This is a genomic window from Streptomyces sp. NPDC002057 (genome assembly GCF_040296665.1).
GTDB lineage: Bacteria > Actinomycetota > Actinomycetes > Streptomycetales > Streptomycetaceae > Streptomyces.
This window is the reverse complement of the sequence record NZ_JBEOXR010000023.1, coordinates 13,678-37,509: the sequence shown is the minus strand read 5'-3', so window position 1 is coordinate 37,509 and position 23,832 is coordinate 13,678. Positions and strand designations below refer to the sequence as shown.

Sequence of the window (23,832 nt, the reverse complement as noted above, 5' to 3'; positions counted from 1 at the left end):
GAAGGGAAGGAAGGTGCTGCCGAACGCCCCATGTGTCGCCCCCGCGACCGCTCCTAGCGTCCACCCCGTGATCGCACTCCGAGAACTGACGAAACGCTACGGCGGCACCACCGCCGTCCACGGCCTCACCCTGGACGTCCGGGAAGGGAAGGTGACCGGCTTCCTCGGGCCCAACGGCGCCGGGAAGTCCACCACGATGCGGATGATCCTGGGCCTCGACCGTCCCTCCCGCGGCTCCGCCCTCATCGACGGCAGGCCCTACGCGGCCCTGCGCCACCCGCTCCGCGAGGTCGGCGCGCTCCTCGACGCGAAGGCCGTGCACCCGGCCCGCTCGGCCCGCTCCCACCTCGTCGCGCAGGCCCGCAGCAACGGCATCCCGGTCCGCCGGGTCGACGAGGTCCTCGACATGGTGGGCCTCGCCAAGGCGGCGCGACGCCGGGCCGGCTCGTACTCGCTGGGCATGTTCCAGCGTCTCGGCGTGGCCGGCGCGCTGCTCGGCGACCCCCCGACCCTCGTCCTGGACGAACCCGTCAACGGACTCGACCCGGACGGTGTGCGCTGGATGCGCCGGCTCGTGCGCGGCCAGGCCGCCCAGGGCCGCACGGTCCTCCTCTCCAGTCATCTGATGAGCGAGATGCAGCTGACCGCCGACCACCTCGTCGTCATCGGCCGGGGCAAGCTGCTCGCGGACACCCCGATGGCCGACTTCCTCGCGGACAGCGCCCTGGCGTCCGTACGGGTCGAGGTGCCCGACCCGGGAGAACGCTCCGTCCTCGTCCGCCACCTCGCGGCCGAACCCGGGGTGACGGTGGAGGCGGAGGCCGCGGCGACACCGGGGACGGTCGTCGTCCGGGGCCGGAGCGCCGCCCGGGTCGGCGACCTCGCCCACCGGTACGGCGTCCGGCTGCACCGGCTGAACGACGTGACGGCCTCCCTGGAGGAGGCGTACATGGATCTGACGGCGCGGAGCGTCGAGTACGTGACGGGAGGGGAGAACGGTGAGCGCGACCACGACGTGTGACGGAGTCCGGGACGGCGAGGGGAACCGGGCGGGCGACGGCTCCACGGGCAGCTTCGCGGGCGGTGGATTCACGGGGGCGTTCGGCGCCGAGTGGACCAAGCTGTGGTCGGTCCGCGCTCCGTACATCTGTCTGCTCGCCGCCCTCGCGGTGACCGGGGTGTACAGCTACTACTACGCCTCGATCGCCCGCATCAACGCCCAGCCCGTCCAGCCCCTCGGCAACGCCCCCGTCTCCTCCACCGTCCTCGTCCAGTTCGCCGTGGTCGTCCTGGCCATGGTCACGGTGACGGGCGAGTACACGACCACCAGCGTGCGCGCCTCGCTCCTCTGGGTGCCGGTCCGGCACCGGGTGCAGCTCGCCAAGGCGCTGCTCGCCGCGCTGGTCTCGTTCGCCGCCGGAACCGTGGGCGCGGTCCTCGGCATGGCGGTCTCCTGGGCCCCGTTCTCCGGCCACGCCTCCTTCGACGCCGCCTCGGCCGCCCGGCAGACCCTCGCCCTCGGCGGCTACTACGCCCTCGTCGCCGTCCTCACCGTGGGCGCGGCCTTCGCCACCCGGCACGCCGCCGGCACGCTCACCGTGCTCGTCACCCTCCTCTGGGCACTGCCGAGCACCCTCCTGGCCCTGGGCGGCCCCGCCCTGCTCACCCTCCACGACTGGCTCCCGCACAGCGCGGGCGACCACCTCATGCGCGGCGGCGCCGACGTCCCCTATCCGCCGGGCGCGGCCGTCCTGGTCCTGGCCGCCTGGGCGCTGGCCGCCCATCTGACGGGCCGGTACCTGCTGCTCCGGCGCGACGCGTAGCGTCGGCCGGATGACAGCCCCAGCGCCCCGGCGCGTCCTCGGCGACCTGGCCCTCTGGGCGGCCCTGTGCGGCGCCCACGTCGTCTGGTTCCGCGGCGACGCGACCCCCTCGGTCGTCCGGGACCTGGTGCTCCCGCTCCTCGTGGCGACCGTCGCCGTCCCGCTCGCCCGGCACCGGCCGACGGGGGCGGTCGCCCTGGCCGGCGCCCTCTGCGCCGTCGGCCTCGCGGACGCGACGAGCCCCGCGCACGTCTCGGTCCTGACCCTGGGCGCGGCGAGCTGCCTCCTCGGGGTGCGGGCCGCCGGGGCCCGCACCCCGCTGCTGGTCCTCGCGGGCTGCCTGGCCGCCGCCCTCGCCGTCTGCGCCGTCCTGCGGGCCGGGCCGGTGTGGTGGTTCTACACGCTGACCGTGCTGCCGACGGCGCTCCTCCTGCCGTGGCTCGCGGGCCGGTACTGGCGCGGGCGGACCGAGCTGGTGAGCGGCGGGTGGCGGCTGGCCCGCAGCCTGGAGGAGCGGCAGCGCTTCGTCGCGGAACGGGCGCGGCTGACGGAACGCGCCGACATCGCCGCCGACATGCACGACTCCCTGGGCCACGTCCTCAGCCTGGTCGCGCTGCGCGCCGGGGCCCTGGAACTCTCCCCCACGCTGGACGCGCGGGACCGGGAGGACCTCGCGGAACTGCGCCGGACGATCGCGGACGCCGTCGACCACCTACGGGAGACGGTCACGGTCCTGCGCACGGAGCCGGGGTCGGAGTCGGAGTCGGGGTGGGGGTCGGGGTCGGGCTCGGGGTCGGGGTCGGATGCTGGTTCTGGCCGGGATACGGATACGGGTACGGACGAGGGCACGGGAGCGGGCGCGAGCCCGGGCGCGGACGCGGACGCGCTCCTGCCGGCGGCCGTGGCCCCCGCCGACACCGTCGAGGCGCTCCTCGGCCGGGCGGTCGCCGCCGGCGTGCCCGTCCGCTGGGAGCGCGAGGGCCCGCCGCCCACGCTCTCCCCGCTGATCGAACGGGGGGTGTACCGGGTGGTGCGCGAAGCCCTCACCAACGCCACCAAGCACGCCCCCGGCAGCACCGTCCGGGTCCGCATCGCCCATGACCGCGACCACGACCGCACCCACGTACGGATCGTCAACGCCCTCCCCGTACCGGGCCCGTCGCCCACGCCCCCGGGCGGCGGCCACGGTCTGGCGGGACTGCGGGAGCGGGTCACCGTCCTCGGCGGCACGCTGCGGACCGGCCCGTACGAGGACGGGTTCCACGTCAGCGCCACCCTCCCGCACCGCGCGACGCCACCACACCGCGCCGAGGCGCCCGGCGACGGCGGCTCCGCGTCCGAGGCGGTCCGGCGGCTCGCCCAGGTGCGGCGCAGCGCCCGCCGCCGGCTCGCGGCCGCGTTCGCGGTACCCGCCGGGGCGGCGCTCTTCTTCGTACCGGCCGCCGTGTTCCTCGCGTACCAGCTGAGCACCGGTGTGCTGCCGCCGTCCGCCTACGAGGAGCTGCGCGTCGGCCGGACCCGTGCCGAACTCGCCGGGCTGCTCCCGGCGCGGCCCTTCCCGTATCCGCCGGACGGCGCGCGCTCGGCGCACCGGCCGCCCGGCACGGAGTGCGGGTTCTACCGCTCGAACGGCAACCTCCTGGCGGAGGTCGACCTCTACCGGCTGTGCTGGTCCGGCACGCGCCTGGCCGCCAAGGACGTGCTGAGGCCCTAGCGCCTGTCTGATCAGACAGGCCCTAGGGGCTCTCCGGCCGGCCGTCGCCGTACAGCCAGACGTCCCAGAGCGCGTCGAGATCGCGTCCGGCCACGCTCTCGGCGTAGGCGGTGAAGTCGGCCGTGGAGGCGTTGGCGTGACGGTACTTCGCGGGCCAGCCGCGCAGGATCCGATCGAAGGTCGCGTCGCCGACGGTCTCGCGCAGCTTGTGCAGGACCATCGCGCCCCGCTGGTACACGGGCGGGTCGAAGAGGTTCTCGGCGCTGGGCGGATCGGCGGGCGAGAAGGCCCAGTTGGCGTCCTGCGCGAAGGCCCGCTCGAAGTGCGTCCGCGCGGGGACGTGCTCGAACTCCTCCGTGTACAGCCACTCGGCGTAGGTCGCGAAGCCCTCGTTCAGCCACAGGTCCCGCCAGGTCGCGGGCGACACCGAGTTCCCGAACCACTGGTGGGCCAGCTCGTGGACGAGCGTCGTCCGGTCGAAGGAGGCGGCGGGGAAGACGGGCCGGGTCTGGGTCTCCAGGGCGTACCCGAGGGTCCCGTCGGCGGTGACGATCGCCCCCGCGGTGGAGAACGGGTACGGGCCGAAGCGCCGGGTCTGCCGGGCGAGGATCTCGGGGATCTCGCCCCGCAACGCGGCACTGGCGTCCGCGACGGACCGCTCGGCGGCGGTGAGCACGGGCGCGGTGGTCGTGCTCGCGTTCCCCTTCCCGCCCGTCTCCTCCGTCTCGTACCGGCCGATCGCGACCGTCGCCAGATAGCTCGCCATCGGCTCCGGCGCCTGCCACACGCTCGTGACGCGGCCGTCCGCCGTCGTGCGGCGGCTGGTCCTGACGCCGTTGGAGATCGCTTCGAGACCGGCCGGGACGGTGAGCGTGAGCTCGTACGCGGCCTTGTCGGAGGGATGGTGGTTGCCGGGGAACCAGGTCATGGAGCCCGCCGGTTGGCCGACCGCGACGGCCCCGTCGGCGGTGCGCAGCCAGCCCTCCTCGGAGCCGTCCGCGTCGGTGATCGCCTCGGGTACACCCGCGTACCTGACGACCGTCCGGAACTCCGCGCCCTCGCGGATCTCCTCGCGCGGCCGGAGCGTCAGCTCGTTCCCCGCCCTGTTGACCGCCGCGGGGGCGCCGTCGACGGACGCCCGGTCGACCGTGAGGCCGGCGAGGTCGAGGTTGAAGGCGCTGAGGTCCTGGGTGGCGCGGGCGGTGATCTCGGCGGTGCCGTCGAGCCGTCCGCTTCCCGGGTCGTAGGCGAGGGTGAGGGCGTAGTGCCGTACGTCGTAGCCGCCGTTGCCGAGCTTCGGGAAGTACGGGTCGCGCAGCCCCGCGGTCCCGGGAGTCCCCCGGACTCCGCCGGTGGCCTCGGTGCAGCCGCCCGCGAGCAGCGCGAGGGAGATGAGGGCGGCGGCGAGGCCGCCCGCTGCTGCTCCGGTCCGGTTGCGCGGTGTCACGTATCGATCCTATGCACCGTCGGCACAGAACCTGAGCAGGGCGGATACGGAAAAGGCGACGGCGCCCGGCGGGGGATCCGGGCGCCGTCGCCGGCTGTGGGTGGCCGGGGCTACTTGGTGAGGGCGGCGACGCCGGCCTGGGCGAACTTCTCGTCGAGGTCGCCGGAGGGGGCGCCGGCGACGCCGATGCCGGCGATGGGGGCGCCCTTGGCGGTGACGGGGGCTCCGCCGGCGAGGAAGAGGGTGCCGGGGATGTCCTTGAGGGTGGGGGCGTTGGTGAGGCGCTTGGCGAGTTCCGAGGTGGGGGCGTTCCAGGAGACGGCCGTGTACGCCTTCTTCTCGGCGGACTCGTAGGACTGGGGGCCGGCGCCGTCGCCGCGGAGGGTGACGAGGGTGTTGCCGTTGCGGTCGACGACGGCGACGGAGACGCGCTGGTTCTCCTTCTCGGCGGCGTCCAGCGTGGCCTGCGCGGCCTTCGTCGCGGCCTCGATCGTCAGGTGCGTCGACTGCTGGAGGTTGCCGTTCCCGGCGTCGGCACGGACCGCGGCGGCGGGCGCCGCGGCCGGGGCGGAGGCGTTCGCGGAGACCGCGCCGAAGGTACCGGCGGCGAGGACGGCGGCAGCGGTGGCACCGAAGAGGATCTTCTTCATGAGGAACTCCGTGAGGTGAGGTGGGGTGGGACGAGCCGCGGTGAGGTGAACCGCGGTGGGGAAGTCGGGCGAGCCGCGGGGCGGTGTGCCGCTCCCTCGCTCTGCCCTCCATCCTGTGGCCGGGCCCCGGGCCGGCCGGTCCACGGTCCGGCTGCCCTCCTCGCGCACACCGGACGACGGCCGGGTCAGCCGATCGGCTGATGCCGTCGTGGTCCCTCCGGGCCAGGATGGACAGATAGCACCAGGTCAAGTAGGCAGGGAGGCGGGAACGTGGCACGGCCGAAGAAGTCCGGCGGCAGGCACACCGCCCAGCCGGCCGGAAGCCCGACCGGGCCCCCCGGGGACCCCGCCGGAGGCGCGACCGGCCAGGACCCCGACGCCCCCTGGCTGGCGCGGGTCATGCACATCGCCTTCTTCCTCCTCCTCGGCGCCTCGCTCGCCCGCTTCCTGCTGCGCCACCCCTGGGAGGACCGCAGCCCCTGGATCGTCGCCCTCTCCGGCGCGCTCGCCTCCCTCTACCTCCTCGGGCCCGTCGTCGGCACCCGCGCCGCACCCCGCCGGATCGCCTGGCTGAGCACGGTCGTGGCCGTCTGGATCCTGCTCGTCGTCCTCGCGCCCAGCTTCGCGTGGTGCGCGGTGCCGCTCTTCTACACGGGGCTGCGGACCCTCCCGGCCCGGGCCGCGCTCGGCCTGGTCACGCTGCTGACCGCGTTCGTGGTCTTCGCGCAGGTGCAGCTCGCGCACGGCGGCTGGGACCCGAACCTGATCGTCGCCCCGCCGGCCGTCGCCGCCATCGCCACCGGGGTCTTCGTGTACTCCGACCGGCAGGCGGCACGGCAGCGCGCGCTGATCGACGACCTGATCCGCACCCGGCGGGAGCTGGCCGCGATCGAGCGCCGCGAGGGCACCCTGGCCGAGCGCCAGCGGCTCTCCATGGAGATCCACGACACCCTGGCGCAGGGCCTGTCCAGCCAGCAGATGCTGCTGCAGGCCGCCGACCGCACCTGGGACAGCGACCCGGCCACCGCCCGTCGCCATGTCCGTACCGCCGAGTCCATCGCCGAACGCAACCTGGCCGAGGCCCGCCGTTTCGTGCACGACCTGGCACCCGCCGACCTCGCCGAGGGCGGCGGCCTCGAAGAGGCCCTGCGCGGCCTGGCGGCCCGCGAGTCCGCGGCGTTCCGGGTCGACGGCATCGCGGTGCCGCTGCCCGAACGGGTGCAGTCGGCGCTGCTGCGGATCGCGCAGGGCGCCCTCGCCAACATCCGCGAACACGCCGGCGCCGACTCCGCCGCACTGACCCTGACCTACCTCGACGACCAGGTGGTCCTCGACATCGCCGACGACGGCCGGGGCTTCGACCCGGTCGAGAAGCCGGGCGGCGTACGGGGCCACGGACTGCCCGCGATGGACGTGCGGGCGCGGCAGCTGGGCGGCACCCTGACAGTCGAGTCCACCCCGGGCGAGGGCACGGTGCTCTCGGCCGCGATCCCGCTCTCCCTGGAGTCGTGATGTCCGTACGGATCCTCCTCTGCGACGACCACGTCGTCGTCCGCGCCGGCCTGCTGGCCCTCCTCGGCAGCACCCCCGACATCGAGGTGGTCGGCGAGGCCGGAAGCGGCGAGGAGGCCGTCGCGATGGCGGCGAAGCTGAAGCCGGACGTCGTCCTGATGGACCTCCAGCTGGGCGCGGGCATCGACGGCGTGGAGGCGACCCGCCGGATCGCGCCGACGGGGGTCCACGTCCTCGTGCTCACCACGTACGACACGGACGCCGACATCACCCGGGCCATCGAGGCGGGCGCCACCGGCTACCTCCTGAAGGCCGAGCGGCCCGAGGAGCTGTTCGCCGCCATCCACGCGGCCGCCCAGGGCCGCACCGCCCTCTCCCCGCCGGTGGCGAGCCGGGTCATGGACCGGATGCGGGGCGCGGCGGGCCCGAGCCTCACGGACCGTGAGCGGGACATCCTCGGCCAGCTGGGGCGGGGCCTCGGCAACCGGGAGATCGCGCGGGCCCTGTTCATCAGCGAGGCGACGGTGAAGACCCACCTCGGCCGCATCTACGCGAAGCTCGGCGTCGACACGCGCGCGGGCGCGGTCGCGGTGGCGAAGGAACGCCGCCTGCTGCCGTAGCGGCCGCCCCGCGGGTACGCCGCCCGCGCCCACCCGTCCACACGCCGTACGGGTACGCGCCCGCCCCCACCCGTCCACACGCCGCACGGGTACGGGTACCCGCCCACCCGCGCATACGCCGTACGAGCACCCGGCGCCGACGTGCTCGTCCACACCCCCTCGCGCCCCGGCCGTACCCGAGGCTCCCCCTGCTACTGTGCGTTGCCGTCCAACCGCACAGTGTCAAGACTCGGTCCCGTGGGAGCGCACGTGAAGCTCGCGATCGTCGGCGGCGGTCCCGCCGGCCTCTACCTCTCGATCCTGCTGAAGCGGCAGGATCCCGCCCACGAGATCGCCGTGTACGAGCGGAATCCCGAGGGCTCCACGTACGGCTGGGGCGTGACGTACTGGGCCGGGCTCCTCGACAAGCTGCGCGCGGGCGACCCCGAGTCCGCGGCGGCCGTCGCGGAGGCCTCCGTGACCTGGACCGACGGGGTCGCGATCGTCCGTGACGAGCGGACCGTCCACCGGGGCGACGCCGGCTTCGGCATCGGACGGCGGCGGATGCTCGCCCTCCTCGCCGCCCGGGCCGAGGAGCTGGGCGTACGGGTCGAGTTCGAGCACGACATCCCCGGCCCCGACGCGCCCGAACTGGCCGGCGCCGACCTGGTCGTCGCCGCCGACGGCGTCCACAGCGTGCTCCGCGAGGCCCACGCCGACCACTTCGGGAGCACCGTCACGGGCGGCCGCAACCCGTACATCTGGCTGGGCACCACCAAGGTCTTCGACTCCTTCAGCTTCGCCTTCAAGGAGACCGCGCACGGCTGGATCTGGTGCTACGCCTACGGGTTCAGCGGCGAGCGCTCCACCTGCGTCGTCGAGTGCTCCCCGGAGACCTGGACCGGGCTGGGCCTCGACACGCGCGGCGAGGCCGACAGCCTGCACTTCCTGGAGAAGCTCTTCCACGACCTCCTCGACGGGCACGAGCTGATCGGCCGCGACCGGGCCGACGACGCCGCCCAGTGGCTCACCTTCCGCACCCTCACCAACCGGGTCTGGCACCGCGGCAACCTGGTCCTCCTCGGCGACGCCGCCCACACCACCCACTACTCGATCGGCGCGGGCACGACGCTCGCCCTGGAGGACGCGCTCGCCCTCGCGGACGCCCTGCGTTCACCCGGGGACCTCGACACGGCCCTCACCACGTACGGGAAGCGGCGCCGCGCCGAACTCGTCTCCGCGCAGAGCGCCGCCCGCTACAGCGCCCAGTGGTACGAGAACCTCCCCCGCTACATGTGCCTCGAACCGGCCCGGATGTTCGCGCTCCTGGGCCAGCGCCACTCGCCGCTGCTCCCGCACATCCCGCCGCAGCTGTACTACCGGATCGACCGGGCCGCCGAACAGCTGGAACCACTGCGCCGCCTCAAGCGCTGGCTGGGCCCGCGGGTCGCCCGGGCGGTCCACGGCCGCCGCTGACCGGCGCGCGGCTCCGCGTGACGCGCGGGTCGACCCCGGCATCGCCTCGCACCGCGTCGGCTCGCGCGTCGAGCCACGCATCGCCCCGCGGTGACCGGCTCACACGTCCCGGCGGTGGACCGCGATCAGGGCCACCGCCACCGCGGCGAGCGACCAGACCGCGTACACCGTCCACGCCCCGCCCGCCGTCCACGGGAACTCCACCGGCACCGGCGAGTCCCCCACCTGCGTGAGCCGCTTCCACGCGCCCTGCGGCAGGGCGTGCAGGAACGTCGCCGACCAGCGGCCGCGCTCGTCGACGAGCGCGGGCAGCAGGAGCAGGACGCCGGTGAGGGTGACGATCGTGGTCGCCGTGTGCCGCAGGAGCGCCCCGAGTCCGAAGCCGACGAGCGCGCACACGGGGGCGAGCAGCGCGGAGGCGGTGACGGCCGCCGCCGCACCCGGGTGGCCGATCGACATCCCGGCGTCCCGGCCGGAGAGCACCGCCTGGGTGGCGGCGAACGACACCCCGGCGACGAGAGCCCCGTACACGAGCATGACGCCCGCCAGGACCAGCGTCTTCGCCACCGTCACGGCCCGCCGGTCGGGGACGGCGGCGAACGTCGTGCGGATCTGCCCGGTGCCGTACTCGCCGACGATCACGAGCGCGCCGATGGCGCCGGTCGTGAGCATGAACACCATGGCCCCGCCGAGCGTGAAGGCGTCCCGCATCGCCCAGATCGGCACGAAGAGCGCGCGGATGCCCTCGGAGTAGTGGGGGTGGTTCCGGTAGTCGGCGAAGGCGGCGTTGAGGTTGATGCCGAGGACGGCGAGCGCGCCGACGCCGAACGCCCAGGGGGTGGAGCGCAGGGACCACAGCTTCGCCCACTCTCCGGCGAGGAGGTCACGGAAGCGGGCGTTCATCGGCCCTCCCCCGCCCTCTGGTGCCCGGCCTTCCGGTACTCGACGCTGTCGGCGGTCAGTTCCATGAACGCCTCCTCCAAGGACGAGCCCCGAGAGGCCAGTTCGGCGAGCGGCGTGCCGTGCCGGAAGGCGAGCACCCCGATCCGGTCCGCCGCCATCCCGGTCACGGCGAGCGGCCCGCCCCCGTCCTCAGGGGGCCGTACGGTCGCCCCGGCGCGGGTCAGCGCGGCGGCGAGGCCCGGTCCCGCCGCCGGGTCGGCGGTCCGTACGGTCACGCTCCCTCGGGTGGAGCGCGCCGCGAAGTCCGCGAGGCTCTCGGCGGCGATCAGCCGTCCCCGGCCGATGACGACGAGGTCGTCGGCGGTGTGCTCCATCTCGCTCATCAGATGGCTGGAGACGAACACCGTCCGCCCCTCGGCGGCGAGCCGCCGGAACAGGCCCCGCGCCCACAGCACCCCCTCGGGGTCCAGGCCGTTGACCGGCTCGTCGAAGAGCAGCACCGGCGGGTCGCCGAGCAGGGCGGCGGCGATCCCGAGGCGCTGCCTCATGCCGAGGGAGTAGCCGCCGATCCGGCGTCGGGCCGCCTCGGCGATCCCCGCCTCCTCGAGTACCTCGCCGACGCGGCGGCGCGGGATGCCGTTGGTCCGGGCGAGCGCGGCGAGGTGCCCCTCGGCGGTCCGCCCGCCGTGCACGTCGTGCGCGTCGAGCAGCGCCCCGACGTGCCGGAGCCCCCGGGGCAGCTCCCGGAACCGCTGCCCGCCGACGGTCGCGGTCCCGGAGGTCGGCTCGTTCAGGCCGAGGAACAGCCGCAGGGTGGTGGACTTCCCGGCACCGTTCGGCCCGAGGAAGCCGGTCACGCGGCCGGGCCGGACGGTGAAGCTGAGCCGGTCGACGGCGAGGCGGCCGGGAAGGTTCCGGTCGTCCTGCGGCCGCCGCTCCCGGCGGAAGGGGCGCAGCGGCCGGTGGCCGTGACGTTTGGTCAGTTCGTTGGCTTCGATCACCCGGCCCACGTTGCCGGGACGGCACCCCCGCGCACATCGGCCCGTCGGCGAGGAACGGCCCGGTGGCAGTGGCCCGCGGGCGTACGCCCGCGGGCCGATGTCCGGCCCGCCGTCCCCCCCTACGATCAGCCCATGCCCGCCGACGCCCCACCCGCGCCACCCCCTGCGCCCGCACCCGAGCCCGGGCCCGCGTCCACGTCCACGTCCACGTCCTCTTCCGGGTACGGGTCCGGGCCTGAGTCCGGGTCCGGGCCTGAGTCCGGGTCCCAGCCTGAGTCCGGGTCCGGGTCCGGCTCCCGATCCGCGCCCGCGCCCGCCCCCGGGCTCACCGCCGCCCCGGGCGTCGGCCCCGGCTTCGGCGGCCGTGTCTCCGCGGTCCTGGTACGGGGCGCGGCCGTCGCGCACCCCTTCGTCCTCTTCGCCGGCGTGCGGGCTGGGCCGTTCCGTTCCACGGAGCTGCGGTTCTTCCTCACCGCCGTCGCCGTCGGCCTCCTGCTGCCCCTCGCCCGGCGCGGGCCCGGGGCGGCGCTCGGGCTGCTCCTCGCCGGCCTGTTCGCCGCGTCGACGACCCGGCCGGACGCCGATCTCCTGTACCTTCCGGCCCTCGCCGCCGACGCCTGCGTCGGCCTGCTGGCGGCCCGTCGTCCGCTCCGGGTCACGCTGCCCGCCGCCGCCGTGACGCTCGCCGTGCAGACCGGTTCGGCGCTGTACACGACCTCGGGTCAGGACGTCTTCGTCACCACGGTCGTCGCCCTGGCCCTCGCCCTGCTCACCGCCGGGCTGCTCGGCCACTCCTCGCGCGAGCGGCGCGCGCACGCGGCGGAGCTGCGCGCCCGCACGGCCGCCGAGGCCGTGACCGCCGAACGGCTGCGGATCGCCCGCGAGCTGCACGACGTGATCGCGCACAGCATCGGCGTCATCGCCATCCAGGCGGGCGTCGGACGCCGGGTCATCGAGACCCAGCCCGCCGAGGCCCGCAACGCCCTCGCCACCATCGAGACCACCAGCAGGGAGACGCTCGCCGGTCTGCGCCGCACCCTGGGCGCGCTGCGGGCCTCCGCGCAGGAGACCCCCGGGCACGCCCCCGCCCCGCGCGACCCGGCTCCGGGCCTCGCCGACCTGGACCGGCTCACCGCGTCGACGGCGGACGCGGGCGTACGGGTCGAGGTGCGGCGGCTCGGGGGTCCCGACCGGCCGCTGCCGCCGGAGGTCGACCTGGCCGCGTACCGGATCGTCCAGGAGTCGCTGACCAACGTCGTACGCCACGCGGGCACACCGGTCTGCCGGGTGACCGTGGAGCGGAGCGCCGACACGCTGCTCCTGGAGATCGCCGACGACGGCCCGTCCGGTCCCACCGGACCCGGACCCGGACCGGGACGGGGACGTGGACGGGGCCCGGCCGTGGCCCCCGGTCCGGACCCGGCCGCCGGGACCGGCCACGGGTACGGCATCGTCGGCATGCGGGAGCGGGCCACGCTCCTCGGCGGTCGTTTCTCCGCGGGACCACGCCCCGGCGGCGGCTACCAGGTGACCGCGACACTGCCCCTGCCGGCCGCCCGAGAAGGGACCCCCACCCCATGACCCCGCAGATCCGCGTCCTCCTCGTCGACGACCAGCCGCTGGTCCGGGCGGGCCTGCGGGTCCTGATGGCCGACAGCCCCGACCTCGCGGTCGTCGGCGAGGCCGGCACCGGCGGCGAGGCGGTCCGCCTCGCCCGGGAGCTGCGGCCCGACGTGGTCGTGATGGACGTCCGGATGCCCGGCATGGACGGCATCGAGGCCACCGGGATCGTCACGGCGGGCCCCGGCGCTCCCCGGGTCCTCGTCCTCACCACCTTCGACGACGACGAGTACGTCTACGGCGCGCTCCGCTCCGGGGCGAGCGGCTTCCTGGTCAAGGACATGGCCCTGGACGACATCCTCGCGGCGATCCGGGTGGTCGCCTCCGGTGACGCCCTGATCGCGCCGGGCGTCACCCGCCGCCTGATCGCGGAGTTCGCGGCCCGCCCCGAGCCGGGCCCCGTTCCCACCGCGCCCACCGGCCTCACGGCCGTCACCGCGCGGGAGCGGGAGGTGCTCACCCTCGTCGGCCGCGGTCTGTCCAACGGGGAGATCGCGGAACGGCTCCACATCAGCGCGGCCACCGCCAAGGCGCACGTGGCGCGCCTCTTCACCAAGCTGGACGCGCGCGACCGGGTGCAGCTGGTGATCCGGGCGTACGAGGCGGGCCTGGTGCCGTGACACCATCGGCCCTGTGCTCGACATCGGCTACTCCCTCTCGCGTCGCTTCCCCGACCCGCCGCAGACCGACTACCGCCACGCGGACGTCCACGCCCTGCGCCACGACCTCTTCTGCGGGGACGTGTACCTCGCGGACACCAAGACGGACCGCGAGGTGTCCACAGCCTGGGGATGGGTGCCGGTCCTCGACTTCGCCTGGGCCCTCTGCGACATCGTCGAGCAGCTCGACCAGGATCCGCGCGGCAACCGCTCGGCCAAGCAGCAGTACGCGGAACTCGACTTCACCGAGTCCTCGGACCGCATGCTCTTCGAGCGCCGCTTCGGCTGGGTGGACGTCGAGGCCGACTGGATGCCGGGCGACGAGCCGCCGGTCACGTTCAGCCACTCCGTGCTGCGCCGCGAGGCCCGCGACTTCCTGCACGACCTGATCGCCGACCTCACGGACATGCACGAGGGCCTCGCGGACAACCCGGCCATCTGGTCCCTCCAGGCCCGCTTCCCCCGCCTGCCCTGACCGCAGGGTCCCCCGGCACCGGACCCCCGCACACACGGCTCCCCGCACCGCGCCGGTCCGGCCAGGTCAGGTCGGTCCAGTCAGGCCGGTCCGGCCAGGTCCGGTCCAGTCAGGTCAGGTCAGGTCCGGCCAGTTCAGGCCCGGTCCGCGCCCCCCGCCTATCCCTTATCCCTTATCCCTCCACCCGCACCCCCAGCTGCGCCGCGAGCACCGGCGCCAGGTCGAAGAGCTGCGACGCGGAGATCACCGCCCCCGCGAGCGACTCCACGCCGCGCGCGATCTCCAGCCGCTGGACCCCTCTCAGGTCCACGTCCGTGAGCCGCGCCCCACTGAAGTCCACCCCCGTGAGGACGCAGTCCACGAACTCGACCCGTTCGAGGACCGCGCCCCCGAAGTCGGGCTCGCTCAGCACGCACCCCTCGAAGACGACGTCCTTCAGCTTCGACGCCCGCAGATTCAGGTAGTCGCTCTTCCCGCCCCGTACGACGACTCTCTCCAGCACCGCCCCGTGCAGCTGCGCACCGCCCAGCCGCGCGTCCACGACCTCCACGTCCCGCAGCTGCGCCCCGGCGAGGACCGTCCCCACTCCCCGTACGCCGGTGAGCACCGAGTCGAGGAAGCGGGCGCCCGTCAGGCGCGCCTCGTCGAGCCCGCAGTCGCGCAGCGCGCAGTCCAGGAACCGCGCGCCCTCCCCCGACTGGCCCGTGAGGTCGAGCCCGGTCAGTTCGAGGCCGTCGTAGTCCCCGTCCGGTTCGAGACCGCCCTCGTACGCCTCCAGGGGAGGCAGCCGCACCTCCGGCCTCTTCGCCCCCGCCACCTTCTTCTTCCGCGTCGTCGCCATGCCCCCATGGTGATGTACGCCACTGACAACGCCCCCGATGTCACGAACGCGCCCCCGCCGTCCGTCCCCCGTGCAGGACCGGGTCGAAGGCGGACACGAGGGAGTCGGACATGCGCAAGCTCACGATCATCGGCGGCGGCTTCGCCGGACTGACCGCGGCCATCACCGCCGCCGAGGCGGGCACCAGGGTGACCGTGCACGAGGCGCACCGGACCCCCGGTGGCCGGGCCCGGACCGCCGAGGGCCCGTACCGCACCAACGAGGGACCGCACGCGCTCTACGCCGGCGGCCCCCACTGGACCTGGCTGAAGCAGCGCGGTCTGCTCGGCCCGCTGGCCCCGCTGCCGGTCGCCGAGACCCTCCGGCTCCGCTTCCACCGCGCCGGCGTCCTGCGCCGCACCCCGCCGACGGGGCTGCTGCGCCAGTCCCTCCGTACCGCCGAGAAGGCTCCCGTGGACGTCGACTTCCACACCTGGGCCACCGGGACCGTCGGCGAGCGGGCGGCGCGCGAGGCCGCCGCGTACTCCGGGGTGGCGCTCTTCCACCACGACCCGGGCACGCTCTCCGCCCGTTTCGTGCAGGAGCGGCTGCACCGGGCCGCCTCCCTGCCGCCCGAGGCCCGCTACGTGCGGGGCGGCTGGGGCGAGCTGATCGAGCGGATGGTGGCGCGCGCGTGGGAGATGGGGGTGCGGATCGAGACGTCGTCGCGCGTCGACGCCCTGCCGGTGGGCGAGGGGCCGGTGGTCGTCGCGACCGCCCTGCCCGCCGCCGCCCGGCTCCTCGGCGATCCGTCGCTGACCTGGGAGAGCGGCCGTACGGTCCTGGTCGACCTGGCGCTGCGGACCCGGAAGGGGGACGCGTTCGTCGTCTCGGACCTGGACGCGCCGGGGTGGCTGGAGCGGTTCACGGCCCAGGACCCCTCCCTCGCCCCGGCCGGGCAGCAGCTGGTCCAGGCCCAGCTGCCCATCGGCCCCGGCGCGACCAGGGCGGACGGTGTGGCCCACGCGGAGCGGCTCCTCGACCTCGGCTTCCCCGGCTGGCGCGAACGGACGGTGTGGCGGCGGGAGTCGGTGGCCCAGGGGCGTACGGGGGCGCTCGACCGTCCCGGCACGACCTGGCGCGACCGGCCCGCGATCGACCGGGGCGACGGCGTGTACCTGGTGGGGGACCAGGTGGCGGCGCCCGGGGTGCTGTCGGAGGTGTCGTTCACGAGCGCGGTCGAGGCGGTGTCGCTGGCGCTGCGCGCGGAACGTCTTGACCTCAAGCATGCTTGAGGTAGGAGGCTCGTCCCCGTCACCCCGTCGTACGACGACGCCCGCGGCCGACCACGCCGGGTGACACGACCACGCCGGACGACAGGGGAACCGCCATGCACGCCATCCGCCTCCACGCCTTCGGCCCGGCCGAGAACCTCACGTACGAGGAGACTCCGGACCCGGTACCCGGCCCCAACCAGGTCCGCGTCAGGGTCGCGGCGGCGGGCGTGCACCTCCTCGACACCGCGCTCCGCGCGGGGATGACGGGCCCGTTCCCGGCCCCCGCCGCACTCCCCACCGTCCCCGGCCGCGAGGTCGCCGGCACCGTCGACGCCCTCGGCGAGGGCACCGACCCGGCCTGGCTCGGCCGCCGGGTCGTCGCCCACCTCGGCATGGCACCCGGCGGGTACGCCGAGCTCGCCGTCACCGACGCGACCCGGCTCCACGCCCTGCCCGACCACCTCGGCGAGGCGGAGGCCGTCGCCATGATCGGGACCGGCCGCACCACCCTCGGCATCCTGCAGTTCACCGACCTCGGCCCCGACTCGGTGGCGATCGTCCCCGCGGCCGCCGGCGGGATCGGCACCCTGCTGGTCCAGTACGCCAAGAACGCCGGCGCCACAGTCATCGGCCTCGCCGGTGGTCCCGCGAAGGTCGCCCGCGTCCAGGAGAACGGCGCCGACCTGGCCGTCGACTACACGGAGCCCGACTGGCCGGAGAAGGTCCGCGCGCACCTGGACGGGCGGGCCGCCACGGTCGTCTTCGACTCGGTGGGCGGCGCCGCCGGCCGCGCCGCCGTCGACCTCCTCGGCCCCGGCGGACAGCACCTCGTCTTCGGCTGGTCCGGGGCCGGACTCCACGACGGCGAGCCGCTCACCTACACACCGGAGGAACTCGCGGCGCGCGGCATCACCTCGGAGTCCGTCCTCGGCCCCGTCATGATCCGGAAGGCGGGCGGCGACGTGCGCGCCCTCGAACTCGCCGCCCTCGCCGCGGCGTCCGCGGGCACGCTGCGCCCGGCGGTCCACCGCTTCCCGCTCGCGGACGCGGCGGACGCCCACCGCGCCCTGGAGACCAGGGGCACGACGGGCAAGGTGGTCCTGGTACCCCGGGGCGCGCTCGGCGATCCGGCCTGATCGGGTCTGATCCGGCCTGGTCAGGCCCGGTCCGGCCCGATCCGGCCTGATCCGGCCTGATCCGGCCTGATCCTCAGGACGGGGTCCTACGGATCAGACCCCCACCACGTCCCAGGAGTGCGCCTTGTACTCCTTCAGGAAGTCGGGGTGGTCCTCCCACATCCGGGCGACGGAACGCAGCACGTCCCAGTTGTGCTCAAGGGCCTGGTCCACCACGGGCCGCAGCTCCGGCGCCGACTCCCGCTTCTCGACGAGCCCGCCGACGGCCGACGCGGCCTGCACGGTGTAGCGCGCGGCCCTCAGCGCCCGCGAGGTGTCGTCCATGCCGAAGCCGTGGTCGCTGCCGTTCGCAGGGTCGAAGAGCGGTGTCAGCCGCGCCTCGATGAAGGCCGTGATCCGCTGGAACCGCTGCTCGATGTCCTTGTTCATGCCCCCTTTCCTACACCCCCGCCCCACCGAGCTCCGCCAGCGCCCCGTCCGTCAGCCGGTACACCGTCCACTCGTCCTGCGGCCGGGCGCCGAGGGACTCGTAGAACTCGATCGAGGGCGTGTTCCAGTTCAGGACGGACCACTCCAGGCGCTCGTAGCCGCGCTCGACGCAGATCCGGGCCAGTTCACGCAGCAGCGCCTTGCCGTGGCCGCCGCCCCGGGCCCCCGGACGGACGTACAGGTCCTCCAGGTAGATGCCGTGGACCCCGCGCCAGGTCGAGAAGTTGAGGAACCAGAGCGCGAAGCCGACCACCTCGCCGGCCTCGGTCTCGGCGACGTGGGCGAAGGCGGCCGGGTGCGCGCCGAAGAGGGCCTCGTGGAGCTGCTCGGGGGTCGTACGGACCTCGTCGAGGGCCTTCTCGTACTCCGCGAGGTCACGGATCAGGGCGTGGATGACGGGGACGTCGGCAGACGTGGCAGTACGGATCATGGGCCCAGCCTGCCAAGGACGGAGCCGTCCCGGCCACCGGGATTCGAGCCCCCGGCCACGCCCGCACAGTCGATCAGTCCGGCTCCGGCCGCACAGTCGATCAGGCCCGGCCCCGCCCGCACAGTCGATCAGGCCCCGCCCCGCCCTCACCCCCTCCGGGCCCGCAGGATCCGCGCGACCTCCACCTGTTCCGCGTCGAGGCCCGGCTCCCCGTCCTCCACGTCCCACAGGCCGTTCTGCAGCACCCGCCCCAGCGTCCACGCCACCGCGCGCCGCCGGTCGCCGACGATCTCGGACAGCAGGTCGAACCGCCACAGGATGTCGGCCGGGTCCGGGTCGAAGCGGTCGATCAGCGCCGGGAGCAGGTCGAAGCCCGGGTCGCCGGCGAGCGGCTTGGGGTCGATGGCCAGCCAGGGTTCACGCTCGCCCGCGAGGACGTTCCCCAGGTGCAGGTCCCAGTGGAGCAGCCGGTCGCCCGGTTCGCCCGCGACCTCCCGCACCGCCGCGGCGCAGTCCCGCAGGACCGCCGCGTCGTCGGGGCCGAGGCGTTCCGCCGCCCCGGGGACGTCCGCGAGCATGCCGGCGGCGATGTCGCCGAGCCCCCGCAGCCCCGGCGGCGCGGGGACCGCGACGAGCCGGGCGAGCAGTCCGGCGACGACGCCGAGCGCCTCCCGGGTGTCGGTGACGGACGTCAGCGGCCGGGCCTCGTCGAGCCGCTCCAGGAGCATCGTGCCCGTACCGGCGTCGTGGTCGAGGAGCCGTACCGCGCCGGCCCCGTCCCAGACGCGCAGGCCGACCGGTTCGCCCTCGGTCTCCTCGTCCAGGTTCTGCAGCTTGAGCGCGGCCCGCGTGCCGTCCGCGGCCCGCTCGACGGGCAGGACCAGGGAGGCCACCCCGTACATGGAGGGCCCGGTGACCCTCAGCCCCCACCGGCCGAGGAACTCCTCGGCCGTCTCCGGCAGCGCGGCGATGAACGCCCGCCCCGCCTCACCGTTGTACTTGGCCTGCGACGCGGCGAGTTCCTCGGGTACGTGAATCACCCCACGACCCTAGACACCGGCGTCGCGCAGCGCCTCCGAGAATTCCGTCGCGTCGTAGAGGGCGTCGCCGCCCGGCAGCGGGGTCCCGTCGACGAGGACGGTCGGCGTGCCGCCCACCCCGGAGGCCTCGAAGGCCCTCTCGGCGTCCGTCACCCACCGCCGGTGGACGTCCTCCCGTACGGCCCGGTCGAAGGCCGCGCTCCGCACCCCCTCCACCTGGTCCGCGATCCGCAGCAGGTGGTCGGCCGAGTACCCGTCGTCCTTGGACTCCTCGCCCGGCTGTGAGGCGAAGAGGGCCGCCTGGAACGCGGCGAACTTCCCCGGCCCGGCGTCCACGGACGCCCGCAGCGCGTTCGCGGCCCGCGCCGAGGCCGTTCCGCCGGTCCGGGCGTCCAGGAAGGAGGCGACGACGTACTCGACCTTCACCGTGCCCGCCGCGGCCTCCTCCGCGAGGACCGTGCCGGCGTTCGCCTCGAACTTCGCGCAGTAGCGGCAGCGCGGGTCCACGTACACCGTGACCGTGTGCGGGGCCTTCGCGTCCCCGACGACGATCTTCGTACCGTCGACGGCGGCGGGAAGCCACGCGAGCAGCTCCGCGTGCTCGGCGGGGACCACGGTCACCGCCGCGGCCGCAGGCGTCCCCGGTTCCGAACAGCCCACCGCCGCAAGGGCGATGAGGCCCGCCGAGAGAGCGACGGCGGCGACCCGCCGGGTCCTGCGTACGGGCATGGGAGAGTCCTTCCGGAGCAACGGAATCCGCAGCGGCCACGCAGACGCCACGCACCCTCGAACCTAGGCCCGGCCCCACCGGGGAACCGCCGCCGAAGGACCCGTATCCACAGGACCAACGCCCCGGGTAACCTCCCGCCCACGCACCCGGAAGAGGGATACACATGAGTACGGTCAACGGCGGCATCTCGTTCTGGTACGCGCAGGACGGCACCCCCGCTCCCCGCGAACCGCTCCCCGGCGACACCAGCGCCGACGTCTGCATCGTCGGCGGCGGCTACACGGGCCTGTGGACCGCCTACTACCTCAAGAAGGCCGTCCCCTTCCTCAACATCACCGTCCTGGAGGCGAAGTTCTGCGGGTACGGGGCCTCCGGACGCAACGGCGGCTGGCTCTACAACGGCATCGCGGGCCGCGACCGCTACGCCCGGGCCCACGGCCACGAGGCCGCCGTCCGGCTCCAGCAGGCCATGAACGCCACCGTCGGCGAGGTCGTCGACGTCTGCGAGCAGGAGAAGATCGACGCCGACATCCACCGGGGCGGCGTCCTCGAAGTCGCGCTCTCCCCCGCCCAGCTCGCCCGCCTCAAGGAGTTCCACGCGGCCGAGATCGCGTTCGGCGAGACGGACCGGGAGCTGTACGGGGCCCGCGAGACCGCCGGCCGCGTCCGCGTCACCGGAGCCGTCGGCTCCTCCTGGACCCCGCACGGGGCCCGCCTGCACCCGGTGAAACTGGTCAAGGGGCTCGCCGCCGCCGTCGAGGCGCTCGGCGTCACCATCCACGAGTCGACCCCGGTCACCGAGATCAAGCCCAAGCACGCCGTCACCCCGTACGGCACGGTCCGCGCCCCGTACGTCCTGCGCTGCACCGAGGGCTTCACCGCCTCCCTCACCGGCCAGCGCCGCACCTGGCTCCCCATGAACTCCTCGATGATCGCCACCGAGCCGCTCACCGACGCGCAGTGGGAGTCCATCGGCTGGGAGGGCCGCGAGACCCTCGGCGACATGGCCCACGCCTACATGTACGCCCAGCGCACCGCCGACGGCCGCATCGCGCTCGGCGGCCGGGGAGTCCCGTACCGCTTCGGCTCGAAGACCGACAACGACGGCCGCACCCAGCCGCAGACGATCGAGGCGCTCCGCGACATCCTGGTCCGCTTCTTCCCCCAGCTGGCGGGGGTACGGGTGGACCACGCCTGGTCCGGTGTCCTCGGCGTCCCCCGCGACTGGTGCGCCACGGTCACCCTCGACCGCTCCACCGGCCTCGGCTGGGCGGGCGGCTACGTCGGCTCGGGCGTCGCCACGGCCAACCTCGCGGCCCGCACCCTGCGCGACCTCATCCAGCAGGACTCGGGCCAGTCGGGCCCGACGGACCTCACCACCCTCCCCTGGGTCAACCACAAGGTCCGCAAGTGGGAACCGGAGCCGCTGCGCTGGCTCGGGGTGCAGACCATGTACGCGGCCTTCCGGGGCGCGGACCGCCGCGAGGCGACGGGCCACGCGGCGACGACGGACCGGGTGGCGGTCCTGGCGAACAGGCTGAGCGGCCGGTGAGGCGCGGGGGCCGGCCGGCTCCGGGATGAGCAGGGGCCCTTCCCGGACCTGCCCGGACCTGCCCGGCCTATCCGACGGAGACGAGGGCCGGGGGCCGGAGGCCGAGGCACGGCGGCCGAGGCCCGGCGGCCGAGGCCCGGCGGCCGAGGCCCGGGGGCCTGGGCCCGGCGCCCGGGGCCCGGGGCCTCACTCCACCTGGATGCCGAAGTCCCCGACCAACTCCTCCAGCCCGCCCCGGTACCCCTTCCCGCCGAGGACGAAGTCCCAGTCGCCGCCGGCCCGCCGACGGAACGAACCGAGGACGAGCGCGGTCTCGCCGGGCCGCCCGTCGGAGACGACGAGCCGGTCGAGTTCGGCCCCGGAGTCGTCGCGCAGCCGGATGCCGGCGTCGGTGAACCCCCCGAGGTCCGCTTCGGGGTTCACCTCCGGGTCGACGGCCGCCACCAGCACGATGCGGTCGGCCCGTGCGGGCAGGGCGTCGAAGCCGACCCGGACGGCGGCGCGGTCGCCAGGCGCGGCGGCGACCATGGCGACCGAACCGTCCGGGGTGGCGGGGTTGTTGAAGAAGACGAACCACTCGTCGCCGAGGACCCGGTTGCCCGAGCAGACGAGCGCGCACACGTCGAGGGCGGCTGACCCGGACCACACCATGCCGAGCAGGTTGAAGTCGGCGTCGGCGTCGGCGGGAGCCGCCGCGGCGGAGGTCGCCACGGCGGGCGCGGGCGAGGTCCCCGGTCCCAACCGCCCCCGCAGACCGTGCTGGTGCAGCAGGTCGACGAGTTCGGTGCCGGATATCAGGGTGAGCGGCTTGCCGTTGGCGAAGGTGTACGAGCCGGGCCCGAACTTGGACGTGGTGACGAGGACGCCCTTGTTGGCGCCGGCGCCCTGCACGGTGCCGAAGAGGTCCCGTACGGCGGACGGGGGCACGGTGTTCCGGTACCGCTTCACCTGGACGATGATCGACCCGCCGCTGATGGGATCGGGGTCGAGCGCCTCGACGTCCACACCGCCGTCGTTGGAGCGCCGCGTGGTGACGGCCTGGAGCCCGCGGGCGCGGAAGAGCTCGGCGACGAGCCCCTCGAAGGCGATCGGGTCCATGGCGAGCAGGTCGGGCTCCTCGCCGTCGCCCTGGACGACGACGTCGGACCCGACCTGGTCGGGGCTGAGCATCGGCGCCACGGCCACCCGGTCGTCGGGCTTGGCGGAGAGCCGCCCGGCGAGGGCGCCGGTCAGGCACTCCACGGCGCCGACGAGCTGGAGGTTGAGCCGCTCGAAGACGCCCCGCTCCACGACGGCGGAGGCGACGCAGACCCTCCCGGCGAGCCCGGTGGCCGGGTCGACGCCTCCGACGTACCCGTTGAGCGCGACCTTCTCCAGGGCGCCGAACCGGTCGGCCGCGAAGAGCTCCCGCACGACGAGCAGCACGCTCTGGGCGAGCACGTCCCGGTAGAGGGCCCGCCGCTGCGTGACGGGCCGCGGGACCTCCTTCTCCTGGTCGGTGCTGGGCAGGTACTTGACGCCCTTGGCCTCGGGGACGACGTCGTACCCGGGCAGTTCCCAGTCGAGCACGAGGGCGCGCCCGCTCCGGTCGTAGGCGGCGGACACCTCCCGGGGGAACCCCTCGGGCCACCCGCCGGAGGCGAAGAGCACGGCGGAGAAGAAGTCGACGACGGTCTCGGACTCACCGGCACGGAGGGCCGTCTCGGTCCCGGCGACCCCCCTGTTGTGGGCCCGCACCTCGGCGAGCCTGGCGGCGGCCCAGACGTCGTACTCCCTGCGGTAGGCGGCGAGTTGCTCCATCCGACGGGCCTCGGCGGCCTGCGCCGCGTACCAGTCGCGCTCGAACCGGGCCCGCGCGTCGCGCTCGGCCTGGGCCCGCCCGGAAGCGGTCCAGGCACCGCCCTGGGGCTGGTAGAACCGCTGGTCGGGCAGGGGAACGGGCTCGGCGAGCGGCCCGGGCGAGAACGGCTCGACCGCCTCGTCCCGCCGCAAGGACTCCACGCCGAACGCGGGCGCCCGGCACCCCGCCCCCAGCAACCCTTCGAGCACCGCGACCCGCTGATCGAGCTCCTGGGTCCGCCGCAACGCGTCGGCCTCCCGCTGCTGCCGATACGCGGCCCGCTGTTCGCGCTGCATCCGGGCGACATCCCGCTCGTACGCCCGCTGCACCCGCTCGGCATCCCGCTGCTGCCGCAGCACCGCCTGGTGCTGCCCCTCACGCTGCCGCTGCGCCACCCGCTGCTGCTCGGCCCAGACCCCGATCAGCCCACCGGAACGCCGACTCATCCGCCGCACCCCTCCCCACAAACACCCCACGCCACCTGTACGCCCCCGTAACGCACAAGTGTCCCGGACCGACGCGACTCAGAACACAGAAACCAACAACGACTCCCGCTTCACACGTACGCCCGGGTCGCCCTGAGCGCCGCCGAACTCGCGCCGCCCTCGGGCACCACGCCGGACCGCACCCTCTGTCGTA

The 23,832-nt window shown here is 74.8% G+C and carries 22 protein-coding genes; 12 read left to right on the top strand and 10 right to left on the bottom strand.

Features of this window, described 5'->3' with window-relative positions; genetic code table 11:
• The first annotated feature begins 67 nt into the window (after nucleotides 1–67).
• Genes ABT129_RS19355 through ABT129_RS19345 form a run of 3 tightly spaced genes read left to right on the top strand, consistent with a single transcriptional unit; the run spans nucleotide 68 to nucleotide 3,537 of the window.
• Entirely contained in the window at nucleotides 68–1,021 is a 954-nt protein-coding gene (locus ABT129_RS19355) for an ABC transporter ATP-binding protein (protein WP_351902541.1), read from the top strand.
• The gene (locus ABT129_RS19350; protein ID WP_351902538.1) at nucleotides 999–1,823 is read left to right on the top strand and encodes an ABC transporter permease; all 825 of its coding nucleotides are present in this window, start codon (nucleotides 999–1,001) and stop codon (nucleotides 1,821–1,823) included. Before ABT129_RS19355 ends, ABT129_RS19350 begins: the two co-directional genes overlap by 23 nt.
• A gap of 10 nt (nucleotides 1,824–1,833) precedes the next feature.
• The gene (locus ABT129_RS19345; RefSeq protein WP_351902535.1) at nucleotides 1,834–3,537 is read left to right on the top strand and encodes a sensor histidine kinase; all 1,704 of its coding nucleotides are present in this window, start codon (nucleotides 1,834–1,836) and stop codon (nucleotides 3,535–3,537) included.
• A 22-nt stretch (nucleotides 3,538–3,559) separates the two neighbouring features.
• On the opposite strand, the gene ABT129_RS19340 is transcribed toward ABT129_RS19345, so the two are convergent.
• Together ABT129_RS19340 and ABT129_RS19335 are read right to left on the bottom strand one after the other, a co-directional pair.
• Nucleotides 3,560–4,984 (bottom strand): M1 family metallopeptidase, encoded by a 1,425-nt coding sequence (locus ABT129_RS19340; protein ID WP_351902532.1) that lies wholly within the window; start codon nucleotides 4,982–4,984, stop codon nucleotides 3,560–3,562.
• Nucleotides 4,985–5,094: 110 nt separating this feature from the next.
• Nucleotides 5,095–5,634, bottom strand: a complete 540-nt coding sequence (locus ABT129_RS19335; protein ID WP_351902529.1) for a GlcG/HbpS family heme-binding protein — start codon at nucleotides 5,632–5,634, stop codon at nucleotides 5,095–5,097.
• Between the two features lie 399 nt (nucleotides 5,635–6,033).
• On the opposite strand from ABT129_RS19335, the gene ABT129_RS19330 reads away from it, so the two are divergent.
• The 3 genes from ABT129_RS19330 to ABT129_RS19320 all read left to right on the top strand — a co-directional run bounded on the left by ABT129_RS19330 (nucleotide 6,034) and on the right by ABT129_RS19320 (nucleotide 9,221).
• Nucleotides 6,034–7,146 (top strand): sensor histidine kinase, encoded by a 1,113-nt coding sequence (locus ABT129_RS19330; RefSeq protein WP_351902733.1) that lies wholly within the window; start codon nucleotides 6,034–6,036, stop codon nucleotides 7,144–7,146.
• Nucleotides 7,146–7,766, top strand: a complete 621-nt coding sequence (locus ABT129_RS19325) for a response regulator (RefSeq protein WP_056553350.1) — start codon at nucleotides 7,146–7,148, stop codon at nucleotides 7,764–7,766. Before ABT129_RS19330 ends, ABT129_RS19325 begins: the two co-directional genes overlap by 1 nt.
• 249 nt (nucleotides 7,767–8,015) lie before the next feature.
• Nucleotides 8,016–9,221 (top strand): FAD-dependent monooxygenase, encoded by a 1,206-nt coding sequence (locus ABT129_RS19320; RefSeq protein ID WP_351902730.1) that lies wholly within the window; start codon nucleotides 8,016–8,018, stop codon nucleotides 9,219–9,221.
• 99 nt (nucleotides 9,222–9,320) lie between these two features.
• Here the strand turns inward: ABT129_RS19320 and ABT129_RS19315 are convergent, their stop codons facing one another.
• Both ABT129_RS19315 and ABT129_RS19310 read right to left on the bottom strand, forming a co-directional pair.
• Complete coding sequence (locus ABT129_RS19315) at nucleotides 9,321–10,124, bottom strand: ABC transporter permease (RefSeq protein ID WP_351902526.1); 804 nt, start codon at nucleotides 10,122–10,124, stop codon at nucleotides 9,321–9,323.
• Nucleotides 10,121–11,125: an ATP-binding cassette domain-containing protein gene (locus ABT129_RS19310; RefSeq protein WP_502981813.1), complete on the bottom strand. Its 1,005-nt coding sequence runs from the start codon at nucleotides 11,123–11,125 to the stop codon at nucleotides 10,121–10,123. Before ABT129_RS19310 ends, ABT129_RS19315 begins: the two co-directional genes overlap by 4 nt.
• A gap of 426 nt (nucleotides 11,126–11,551) precedes the next feature.
• Here ABT129_RS19310 and ABT129_RS19305 point away from each other — a divergent pair, with 426 nt between their 5' ends.
• The 3 genes from ABT129_RS19305 to ABT129_RS19295 are packed head-to-tail and all read left to right on the top strand — an operon-like array spanning nucleotide 11,552 to nucleotide 13,879.
• Nucleotides 11,552–12,706, top strand: a complete 1,155-nt coding sequence (locus tag ABT129_RS19305) for a sensor histidine kinase (protein WP_351902523.1) — start codon at nucleotides 11,552–11,554, stop codon at nucleotides 12,704–12,706.
• Nucleotides 12,703–13,365, top strand: coding sequence for a response regulator (locus tag ABT129_RS19300; protein ID WP_351902520.1), 663 nt, complete (start codon nucleotides 12,703–12,705; stop codon nucleotides 13,363–13,365). The genes ABT129_RS19305 and ABT129_RS19300 overlap by 4 nt, the downstream gene beginning before the upstream one ends.
• Nucleotides 13,366–13,378: 13 nt before the next feature.
• Nucleotides 13,379–13,879 carry a hypothetical protein gene (locus ABT129_RS19295; protein ID WP_351902517.1) on the top strand — a complete coding sequence of 167 codons (501 nt, stop codon included), beginning with the start codon at nucleotides 13,379–13,381 and terminating at the stop codon, nucleotides 13,877–13,879.
• Between the two features lie 172 nt (nucleotides 13,880–14,051).
• Here the strand turns inward: ABT129_RS19295 and ABT129_RS19290 are convergent, their stop codons facing one another.
• The gene (locus ABT129_RS19290; RefSeq protein WP_351902514.1) at nucleotides 14,052–14,720 is read right to left on the bottom strand and encodes a pentapeptide repeat-containing protein; all 669 of its coding nucleotides are present in this window, start codon (nucleotides 14,718–14,720) and stop codon (nucleotides 14,052–14,054) included.
• Nucleotides 14,721–14,830: 110 nt separating this feature from the next.
• On the opposite strand from ABT129_RS19290, the gene ABT129_RS19285 reads away from it, so the two are divergent.
• The gene (locus ABT129_RS19285; protein ID WP_351902511.1) at nucleotides 14,831–15,994 is read left to right on the top strand and encodes a phytoene desaturase family protein; all 1,164 of its coding nucleotides are present in this window, start codon (nucleotides 14,831–14,833) and stop codon (nucleotides 15,992–15,994) included.
• Between the two features lie 95 nt (nucleotides 15,995–16,089).
• A complete protein-coding gene (locus ABT129_RS19280) occupies nucleotides 16,090–17,112 on the top strand; it encodes a zinc-binding dehydrogenase (RefSeq protein WP_351902508.1) in 1,023 nt (340 codons plus the stop codon).
• A gap of 93 nt (nucleotides 17,113–17,205) precedes the next feature.
• Here ABT129_RS19280 and ABT129_RS19275 read toward each other — a convergent pair whose 3' ends face one another.
• From ABT129_RS19275 to ABT129_RS19260, 4 genes are all read right to left on the bottom strand, one after another.
• Nucleotides 17,206–17,541 carry a hypothetical protein gene (locus ABT129_RS19275; RefSeq protein ID WP_351902505.1) on the bottom strand — a complete coding sequence of 112 codons (336 nt, stop codon included), beginning with the start codon at nucleotides 17,539–17,541 and terminating at the stop codon, nucleotides 17,206–17,208.
• Nucleotides 17,542–17,551: 10 nt separating this feature from the next.
• Nucleotides 17,552–18,031 (bottom strand): GNAT family N-acetyltransferase, encoded by a 480-nt coding sequence (locus tag ABT129_RS19270; RefSeq protein ID WP_351902502.1) that lies wholly within the window; start codon nucleotides 18,029–18,031, stop codon nucleotides 17,552–17,554.
• Between the two features lie 146 nt (nucleotides 18,032–18,177).
• Complete coding sequence (locus ABT129_RS19265; protein WP_351902499.1) at nucleotides 18,178–19,071, bottom strand: aminoglycoside phosphotransferase family protein; 894 nt, start codon at nucleotides 19,069–19,071, stop codon at nucleotides 18,178–18,180.
• A gap of 9 nt (nucleotides 19,072–19,080) precedes the next feature.
• Nucleotides 19,081–19,800 carry a DsbA family protein gene (locus ABT129_RS19260; protein WP_351902496.1) on the bottom strand — a complete coding sequence of 240 codons (720 nt, stop codon included), beginning with the start codon at nucleotides 19,798–19,800 and terminating at the stop codon, nucleotides 19,081–19,083.
• A gap of 164 nt (nucleotides 19,801–19,964) precedes the next feature.
• Here ABT129_RS19260 and ABT129_RS19255 point away from each other — a divergent pair, with 164 nt between their 5' ends.
• Nucleotides 19,965–21,353 (top strand): NAD(P)/FAD-dependent oxidoreductase, encoded by a 1,389-nt coding sequence (locus ABT129_RS19255; protein ID WP_351902493.1) that lies wholly within the window; start codon nucleotides 19,965–19,967, stop codon nucleotides 21,351–21,353.
• A gap of 186 nt (nucleotides 21,354–21,539) precedes the next feature.
• Here the strand turns inward: ABT129_RS19255 and ABT129_RS19250 are convergent, their stop codons facing one another.
• Entirely contained in the window at nucleotides 21,540–23,639 is a 2,100-nt protein-coding gene (locus ABT129_RS19250) for a restriction endonuclease (RefSeq protein ID WP_351902490.1), read from the bottom strand.
• Nucleotides 23,640–23,832 lie beyond the last annotated feature (193 nt).